General features: G+C 66.5%; 7 protein-coding genes and 2 pseudogenes. 4 read left to right on the forward strand and 5 right to left on the reverse strand.

All coding sequences use genetic code 11. The annotated features are described in order from the left end of the window. A partial coding sequence (locus QOC69_RS14700; protein WP_526440713.1) for a metal ABC transporter permease occupies positions 1-699 on the forward strand: 699 nt, incomplete at its 5' end. Here the strand turns inward: QOC69_RS14700 and QOC69_RS14705 are convergent. Together QOC69_RS14705 and QOC69_RS14710 are read right to left on the reverse strand one after the other, a co-directional pair. Next, positions 643-2739 carry a heavy metal translocating P-type ATPase gene (locus tag QOC69_RS14705; protein WP_526440723.1) on the reverse strand — a complete coding sequence of 699 codons (2097 nt, stop codon included), beginning with the start codon at positions 2737-2739 and terminating at the stop codon, positions 643-645. The genes QOC69_RS14700 and QOC69_RS14705 overlap by 57 nt on opposite strands. Positions 2740-2785: 46 nt before the next feature. Beyond that, the gene (locus QOC69_RS14710; protein ID WP_526440715.1) at positions 2786-3070 is read right to left on the reverse strand and encodes a DUF1490 family protein; all 285 of its coding nucleotides are present in this window, start codon (positions 3068-3070) and stop codon (positions 2786-2788) included. Between the two features lie 223 nt (positions 3071-3293). On the opposite strand from QOC69_RS14710, the gene QOC69_RS14715 reads away from it, so the two are divergent. Beyond that, positions 3294-4244, forward strand: coding sequence for a permease (locus tag QOC69_RS14715; RefSeq protein ID WP_526440725.1), 951 nt, complete (start codon positions 3294-3296; stop codon positions 4242-4244). Continuing rightward, positions 4241-4976: pseudogene (locus QOC69_RS14720) on the forward strand (TIGR03943 family putative permease subunit). Before QOC69_RS14715 ends, QOC69_RS14720 begins: the two are co-directional and overlap by 4 nt. 2 nt (positions 4977-4978) lie before the next feature. Here the strand turns inward: QOC69_RS14720 and QOC69_RS14725 are convergent. After that, positions 4979-5743, reverse strand: coding sequence for an Rv3717 family N-acetylmuramoyl-L-alanine amidase (locus QOC69_RS14725; RefSeq protein ID WP_526440717.1), 765 nt, complete (start codon positions 5741-5743; stop codon positions 4979-4981). A gap of 286 nt (positions 5744-6029) precedes the next feature. Between QOC69_RS14725 and QOC69_RS14730 the strand changes: the two are divergent. Next, positions 6030-6156, forward strand: a pseudogene (locus tag QOC69_RS14730) (hypothetical protein); the annotation flags it as partial. A gap of 104 nt (positions 6157-6260) precedes the next feature. On the opposite strand, the gene QOC69_RS14735 reads toward QOC69_RS14730, so the two are convergent. Both QOC69_RS14735 and QOC69_RS14740 read right to left on the reverse strand, forming a co-directional pair. Next, on the reverse strand, positions 6261-6407 hold the full coding sequence (locus QOC69_RS14735) for a hypothetical protein (protein ID WP_526440719.1): 147 nt from the start codon (positions 6405-6407) through the stop codon (positions 6261-6263). Between the two features lie 17 nt (positions 6408-6424). Next, the gene (locus QOC69_RS14740; protein ID WP_526440721.1) at positions 6425-7639 is read right to left on the reverse strand and encodes an IS110 family RNA-guided transposase; all 1215 of its coding nucleotides are present in this window, start codon (positions 7637-7639) and stop codon (positions 6425-6427) included. Between the last annotated feature and the right edge of the window lie 269 nt (positions 7640-7908).

Below are 7908 nucleotides of genomic sequence, written 5' to 3' on the forward strand. Positions count from 1 at the left end.
GTGTTCTGTGTCGGAGGGGCGCTCGTCATCGGAGTGCTGGGTACGCGCCGAGCCGACCGCGAAGTAGCCACGGGCACCATCCTGGCGCTGGCGACCGGCTTCGGGCTGTTCTTCAACTCGCTGGCGACCAAGAGTTCGAGCACCATGACGAATGTCTTGTTCGGGAATCTGCTCGCGATCTCTCACCAACAGCTGATCACGTTCGCCGTGCTGTTGCTGCTGCTGGCGGCCAGCATTGGCTTCATCTACCGGCCGCTGCTGTACACCTCGGTCAACGTCGAGGTCGCGGAGGCCAAGGGCTTGCCGGTGCGCCTGCTGTCGATGATCTTCATGGCGCTGCTCGGCCTTGCCATCACCATGGCCGTCCAGGCGGTGGGCACCCTGCTGCTCTTCGCGCTCGTCGTCACCCCTGCGGCCACCGCGATCATGCTGACCCCGAAGCCGCCAGCCGCAATGTTCATCTCCACCGTGATCAGCTTGATATCGGTGTGGCTGGGCGTCGGGATGTCGGCAATGTTCAACCTGCCGCCGAGCTTCGTCATCGTCACGATCGCCTGCGGGGTGTGGCTCGTCGTCTGGATCGTCGAGCGCCGCGTACGTCCGGCATCGAGGGAAGCCGGTATCCGGGCATCGTGGCAATCGTCAGCTGAGCTCGTATCGGATCAACCGGGAACTGTTGGCGACCACGGCCACCGATGACGCGTTGTGCAGCACAGCGGCGAGGACCGGCGACAAGGCGCCGCCGGCACCGATGGTTAGCCCAATTGCGTTGACCGCGATCGACATCGCGTAGTTCTGCCGGACGACGTCGACGGCGCGCCCGCCCAACGCCCGAATGTCGAGTAGACGCCGTAGGTCGTCACTGGCCAGCGCCACGTCGGCCGTCTCCACTGCGACGTCCGTCCCACCCAGTCCCATCGCGATACCGATGTCGGCGGCTGCGAGCGCGGGCGCATCGTTGACCCCGTCACCGACCATCGCGACGACGTGCCCCTGCGCCTGCAGTTCGTGGACCACGTCGAGCTTGTCCTCGGGGAGTACTTCGGCGCGCCATTCGCTGATACCCAGTTCGTCGGCGACGGCCCGAGCGGTCTCGGGATGGTCGCCGGTCAGCATGACCACACGACGGACTCCGCTGGCGCGCAGTGCATGCAACACGTCTATTGCCTCGGGTCGCACCTCGTCCCGCAGGCTGATCAGGCCGACCAGCTTGCCGTCGACGGCGAGGAGCAGCGGGGTCTCGGCTTGCTGCTGCAATTTGGCGACCCACTCGGATGCCTTCTTGGTCACCCGGACCTTTTCGCGACGCAGCAGCGACGGACTGCCCAGCAACAGCGTCCGTCCGTCGGCCACGGTCCGCATGCCGAGACCGACGAGAACCTCACACTCTTCGTGCGGCGGGATGGCGATGTGCCGCTCCTCGGTGGATCGGATCACCGCCTGCGCGAGCGGATGCCGCGAGTGGATCTCCGAACTCGCGGCGTAGGCGAGGACCCCTTCTGGTTCCCAATCCTTCTTGAAGGCAACGATATTGGTTACCACGGGGCGGCCGATGGTGAGCGTCCCCGTCTTGTCGAAGACGATGGCGTCGACCCTGCCGGCCGCCTCGAGGTGCGATCCACCCTTGATGAGAATGCCCCGGCGGGCTCCGTTACCGATGGCCGCGCTGATCGCCGTGGGTGTGGACAAACCCACCGCGCACGGGCAGGCGACGAGCAGCATCGTCATCGCCCGCCGGACGTCACGGGTCAGGATCAGCGTGATTGCCGAGACCACGAATGACGCCGGGACGAAGCGGCGAGAAAAGTTGTCGCCCACCGTCTGAATCGGTGCGCGGTCTTGTTGAGCCTGTTCGACGCGAGCAATGATGCGACCGATGGCGGTCTCGCTGCCGACCGCTTCGGCTCGGACGACCAACCGGCCCCGGATGACCACCGACCCGGCGTGCACGCGCATCCCCTGCACGATGCTGACGGGTAAGGGCTCGCCGGTGATCGCAGACTGATCGACGATCGCATCGCCGTCGACGACCTCGCCGTCCACCGGGATCGCCACCTGCTCGTGCACGATTACCTCGTCACCGACCTGCACCGAGTCGATGGCGACCTGAACCTCGGTGTCGGTCAGCCGTATCCACGCGGTGTCCTGGTTGCCGCGCAGCAGGTTTCCGATCGCCCGACGCGTCCGGCGAAGCGTCAGATCCTGCAGGTACTCGCCGATGTTGAGGAGCCACAGCACCGTCAGCGCGACGACGTTCTCGCGCAGCACCAGACTCGCGACGGTGGCCACCGACACCAGTAGATCCGTTCCGGCGGATCCCCCGCCGCGCAATGATCGCAGCGCGCCGCGCAGGAACGGGTATCCCGTGACGATCGTCGCGCCGGTGGCGAACAGCCGGCTCGTCGGCCCGAGCAGCGGCGGCCGCGCGAAGACATAACGGCGCAGCCCCAGTAGCACCAACGCAATTCCACCGATGGTCATCCGCAGCACATCGGCGTTGGCGACGTCGGCTGAGCGCGGTGAGCGTGTCGGCACCAATGCCGACGACACCGTGGCGGCCGCAGATACCGCCGCCAGAACGGCCGCCTTGTCGCACCGGTTGGGTGAGTACCAGATGACAACCGAGGCGGTACGCGGATAAGCGTGCACCGCGCGAACGCCTGCGACCTTGTCGACCTCGTCCTCGATCGCTACGGCGAGCACCGCGTTGGATCGAAACCAGTTCGCCTGCAACCGCATCCGCCCGGCGGCGTCGGAAACCACCACCGGTGTCGGGCCGGGCACGTCAGTGTGAATGGTCGTGTCCGGCGTCCGCGACCGCCGGCGGGGGCACCTCTTCGCCGATGCGCTCGCGTGCCTCCGCCATGACATCGGCCACCTTGAGGCGCGCCGACTCGGCGCCCTCCTCGGCTTTGCGCGCTCCACGGAGACCCCAGGAGGTAGCCGTCACCGCGGCTTCCCGCAACGGCGCTTTCGCCACCGCCTTGCGTACCGCTTCGTATGCCGCGACACCGACCGCGCCGGTGAGCACGGTCGACGCCGCCTTCACGAGCAGACCATGCACTGCCATTTCGAACCCCTTTCGCCCCGCGAGGGCAGAGCGACCTCGTCGTGGTAAACGCCAAGCCAAATGTAGTCGACATGCCTGTTAACCGAGTCCATGCGGACCGACCGGATTGCGGTGACGGAACGTTGCGAAACTGCTCGAGTTCGTCGGTCTTCACCGCGCGCAGAGTGGGAGGATGAGCCTGTGACTGTTGCTGGGCGAACCCGCGAGTGGCGGGTGGCTCTCGATGGAGGTCCTGGTCGCGGGCCTGGTCGTGCTGGCGTTGTCCGCCGGCACGTTGCGAGCCTTCGTGGTTGGCCGACCGGACCTCGCGACCGCAGCCACGGTGTTCTGCGGTGTCTTCGTGCAGGCGTTGCCGTTCCTGGCTTTCGGGGTGGTGATCAGCGGGCTGATAGCGGCGTACGTCTCTCCGGACCGGTTGGCCCGTTGGTTGCCCCGACGAACCGGTGCGGCGATCCTGACCGCCGGCGTCGGGGGTGCCGCATTGCCGGGTTGCGAGTGTGGAGCGGTTCCCGTTGCGCGCCGGTTGTTCGGTGACAGTGGCTCAGGCGATCGGCAGGGCGCGGCCGCGCTCACCTTCATGCTCGCCGCGCCGGCGATCAACCCGGTGGTTCTGGTCGCCACAGCGGTGGCCTTTCCCGGTGAACCAGCCATGGTCGGCGCCCGGTTCGCCGCGTCACTGCTGACGGCGATCATCATGGGCGCGGTGTGGTCACGTTGGGGGCGCGCCGAATGGATCACCCGCAAGCTGCCTCGAGCGCACCACGATGGTGCGTCGAAGTGGACGGTGTTCACCGAGGCGGCGCGCCACGACTTCCTGCAGGCAGCGTCGTATCTCGTACTTGGGGCCGCCACCGCTGCCGCACTCAACGTGCTGGTACCGCCGGCGGTGTACGAACACCTCGCAGGCCAATTGGTGCTCGGCATCCTCACGATGGCGCTGCTCGCGTTCGTGCTGGCGCTGTGCTCGGAGGCCGATGCCTTCGTGGCCGCAAGCTTGACCATGCTGCCGCTACTGCCCCGGCTGGTGTTCCTGGTCGTGGGACCGGCCGTCGACGTCAAGCTGTTCGCCATGCAGGCGGGCATGTTCGACCGCGCGTTCGCGACGCGGTTCGCCCCTGCCACCTTCGTGGTCGCCACCGTGGTGGGGCTGGTCTTCCTTGGGGTTGCTCGGTGAGCCGGGAAACCGAGAACGTGCTGCTGTTGTTGGTGGGGCTGTGCACGGCAATGATCGTCGTGACCGGCAGCTACACCCGCTACGTCAAACCCTCGCTGCTGCCGTGGCTGGTGGTGACGGCGGTACTGCTCATCGCCCTCGCGATGTGCGCGATCGTCCGCGACATTCAGGCGAACGGACCTCGTCGTCAAGATGACGACCACGAAGATCACCACGACGAGGCGGGGCGCGCGCACCGGCCTGCGGTGGTGTGGTTGCTCGTTCTGCCCATCGCGTTGATGGCCTTTGTGGTGCCTCCGGCGCTGGGCGCACGGGCCGCCGAGCCCACCGTCACCGAGGTATCGCGAAAGGTGCTGTATCGCCCCTTCCCGCCACTACCGGCCGGTCGTGCCCCGAACTGCCTCTGCAGGAAGTTTTCGCGCTGACCTCGACTCCACCAACGCCCTTGACGGCCGGCTGATCACCGTCACCGGCTTCACCCTCAAGGAAAGCGACGGCATTGATCTGGGCCGGGTCGTCATCATCTGCTGTGCGGCCGACGCACGGCTGGCGCGGCTCCATCTGCGTGGCCCGGCTGCGGCGAAAGCGGCCATTCATGCCGAGGAAACCTGGCTGTCGGTGGAGGGCACGGTAGTTCCCGAACCTCGCGATGAATACCGGACATTGGTCCCGACTCTGACGGTGTCAGCGGTGACGCCCATCCCGGCGCCCAAGAACTCCTACGGCTACTAGCGCTATGCCACCCCGGCCTTGTGGCTCAGGTAGCTCGTGATGCCTCGCGCCGCGGCAGCGGCGTACGCGGCTCGGCCGCCCGCGCTCTCCATCTGAGCGGCCTCGGTGGCGTTCTTCATGTTGCCCATCTCGACCAGGATCGACGGATGCTGGGCCAGGTTGAGGCCGGCCAGATCCGCCCGCCCGTATAGACCATCGGATCCCAAGTACGTCGAGGTCGGCAGTCCGGCGGCGACCAGCTGATCCCGCATCATGGTCGCCAACTGCACTGCGGGACCGGCCTGAGTGTCGTTGAGTGGCGGGTTGGAGTAGTTGACGTGAAAGCCGCGACCCGCCGGCGGTCCACCGTCGGCGTGAATGCTGACGATGGCGTCGGGGTTCAGCGCGTCGGCCATCGCGGCACGCTCGTCGACGCAGGGCCCAAGGGCGTTGTCGTTGCCACGTGACATCGCGGTCCGCACGCCGAGCTGGTCCAGCGCGGCCCGGATCAGCAGCACGACTTCCCAATTGAAGGTGTGTTCGGGAAATCCGCCGCCCGTGGTGGTGCCGCTGGTCTGGCATTCCTTGGTGCCACCGCGACCATTGGTGACCTGACGGTTGATCGAGGAGTCATTGGCACCGTTGTGGCCGGGATCGAGGAAGACGATCATCCCGGCGATGCCGGGCGCGGCCGCGGCGTTCGGTGCGGCCACGGCTCCGGCAAGGGAACTCAAGCCGAGAACGGCGGGGGCGGTCGCCGCGAACCGCAGCAGGTCCCGTCGGGTCACGGAATCCGTTGGTAGACACCTACACGGATCTTGCACCACGACACGGTAACCTCCGGACTTTGCATGCCGCCGGATGACGCGCCGCCGTTGGGATCTCACAGGATCTCGGCAGGTTCCCACAGTCGCGTCATCGTTGAGCGGACGTTGCCGGCAGCCGCTTGCCGATGGCGCCCACCCGGCCACCCAGCCCGCCCTGCGCTGTCGCGAGAGTGCGACCGTCGGAAGACTCTGTGATGCGGGGGGTCGCCGGCGGCCGCCGTGATCGAACCCTCGAACCCTCAGGAGCGAGCGTGACGACCCGCGCGGCGGCGAAGCGGGACCTGATCCTTGGCAAGCACCCCGTCGGTCCGACGAAGACGATTCCCGTTGCGCACCAACTGCATTTGTCGCGATTCAAGAACGTGGCGTGTTGAGTCCGCGCTGCTGCCTGCTGCCTGCCTGCTGCTGCTGCTTCTTCTTCTTCTTGTCGAGATGCAGCGAAGATTGACAAACCGCACCCTGTTGTTTGACAACATCGTTAGCGCTGCTGACTATTTGAGCGCAAAACCGCGGCCACCACCGCCACAGTGTCGACCGCCCGACCGCGTGAGATGTCGCGGATCAGCGCCGCAAGAATGCGGGCGGCGTCGGCGTGGGTCGTCGCACGGCGCAACGGCTTAGACATCCCAGGTTCGTAAGGTGTCAAGCGGCTTTGGCGGGTTGGCGGTGTGCCCAGGCGGTGTGTTCGTCGTAGTGGGTGTGGTGGCGTAGGCAGCCGTGGAGGATGCCGACGAGTCGGTTGCCGAGTGCGCGCAGGGCTTGATGGTGGGTGTCGCCGTTGGCGCGGTGGGCGTCGTAGAAGGCGCGGGCCCCGGGACTTCGGGTCAGGGTGCAGAACGCCCATTGATCGAGTGCGTCGTAGAGCCGTTTGTTGCGGACGTGACGGGCCAACACCGCACGTTTTCGGCCCGACGCGACGGTCAATGGTGATGTTCCGGCGTAGTTCTTGCGACACTTGGCGGTGGTGTAGCGGTTCGGGTCGTCCCCGAATTCACCGAGCACCCGGGCGCCGAGGATGACACCAAGTCCTGGCAGGGAGCGGTAGATGTCGGCGTCCGGGTGTGCATCAAAATGTGTCGCCAACTCGGCTTCGAGATCGGCGATCTGGTGATTCAGTTCGGCGATGATGCCGACCGCAGCGCGGGTACTTGCCCCGAACGCGGCGGTGACCGCGGCGTGTGCGGTGAGCTGCTCGGTGCGCAGCATGTCCTGAATCTGGCTTGCTCGGATATCGAGGTTGCGTTGGCGCCCAGCGGCTTTGAGCGCCGCTCTGATCTTGGCCAGGCTCAGGCGCCTTGCGTCGGCGGGGGTTGGGGCGCGGCCCAGGATGGCCAGCGCATCGCGGTCGGCCAAATCCTCGAACGCCTCCAACGCCGCAGGGTAGTACTCCCGCAACGCCGAACGCAGACCGTTGGTGTGCCGGGTGCGCGCCCAGATCAGGCTCTGATGCGCCCTAGCCAGCACCTTGACCGCCTCGGCTTGGCCGCTGTCACCAGCGATCAGACGATGATTGTGCCGGTCGGTGCGCACCAGATCAGCCAACAACTTGGCATCGGCGGGATCGGACTTGGCTCCTGAGACATGGTGGCGGTCGCGGTAGCGAGCCGCGGCCAGGGGGTTGACCGCGAACACCTGATACCCGGCCGCGGTCACGGCATCCACCCACAGGCCGCGGTCGGTTTCGATGCCGATCACGACCTGAGCGGGGTCTTCGGCATGCTCGGCGATCAGCTCGTGCAATCGGGCGATCCCGGCGAGGCCTTCGGGTAGCCGCCGCGAGGCGAGCCTGTCGCCGGTGTCGTTCATCAAGTACACGTCGTGATGGTCTTCTGCCCAGTCGTCTCCGACGAACAGCATGAGCTGGCCTCCTTCGGTTCAGTGCGGATGGAACCCGTTCGAGCCGAAGGACACCCGGCGGCGACCTAATGGATCAGTGCTCGAAGCGGCACGACATCCCATGAGCGCTACAGATGACCTCACCAACCGGCCGGGGCACGATCTAAGCCTAGGAATCGACCATCGCTCCAGGCGGCGACAGTGCTCACCGGCCGGCGGCTCGGTAATCAGCCTCCCGTTCGAGAACCAAGATCCCCGTCAAGGACACGCTGATCGACTCCCATTAGGCG

It is taken from the genome of Mycobacterium sp. (assembly GCF_032162105.1).
In the GTDB taxonomy this organism is placed as follows: domain Bacteria; phylum Actinomycetota; class Actinomycetes; order Mycobacteriales; family Mycobacteriaceae; genus Mycobacterium.